Below are 251 nucleotides of genomic sequence, written 5' to 3' on the forward strand. Positions count from 1 at the left end.
TATAAGGACTTACGCCACCCCTTAAGTTTAGCGGATCTGGCGATAAGTACTGGCCTGTTTCCCTCTCGTAATAACGGTGCCGATTATAAAATAAACCGCTTTCCTCGTCTTCGTATTGCCCACAGAAGGGGCATCATCTCCGAGGCAGTCATACCCGTTGGGCAGAGCCAGCCCGCGCAGGGCATGGCTTTCACAAGGAAGCATTGCGACCATTTTGTCCCCGCCACTTTTTTTTCCCCGACGTGCCTTTT

1 pseudogene is annotated in these 251 nt (G+C 51.8%); it reads right to left on the bottom strand.

What is annotated here, in order from left to right:
* A pseudogene (locus tag AACQ38_RS24270) lies at window positions 1-67 on the bottom strand (hypothetical protein); the annotation flags it as partial.
* Between the last annotated feature and the right edge of the window lie 184 nt (window positions 68-251).

The organism is Photorhabdus sp. RW14-46 (genome assembly GCF_963887965.1).
Classification (GTDB): domain Bacteria; phylum Pseudomonadota; class Gammaproteobacteria; order Enterobacterales; family Enterobacteriaceae; genus Photorhabdus; species Photorhabdus laumondii.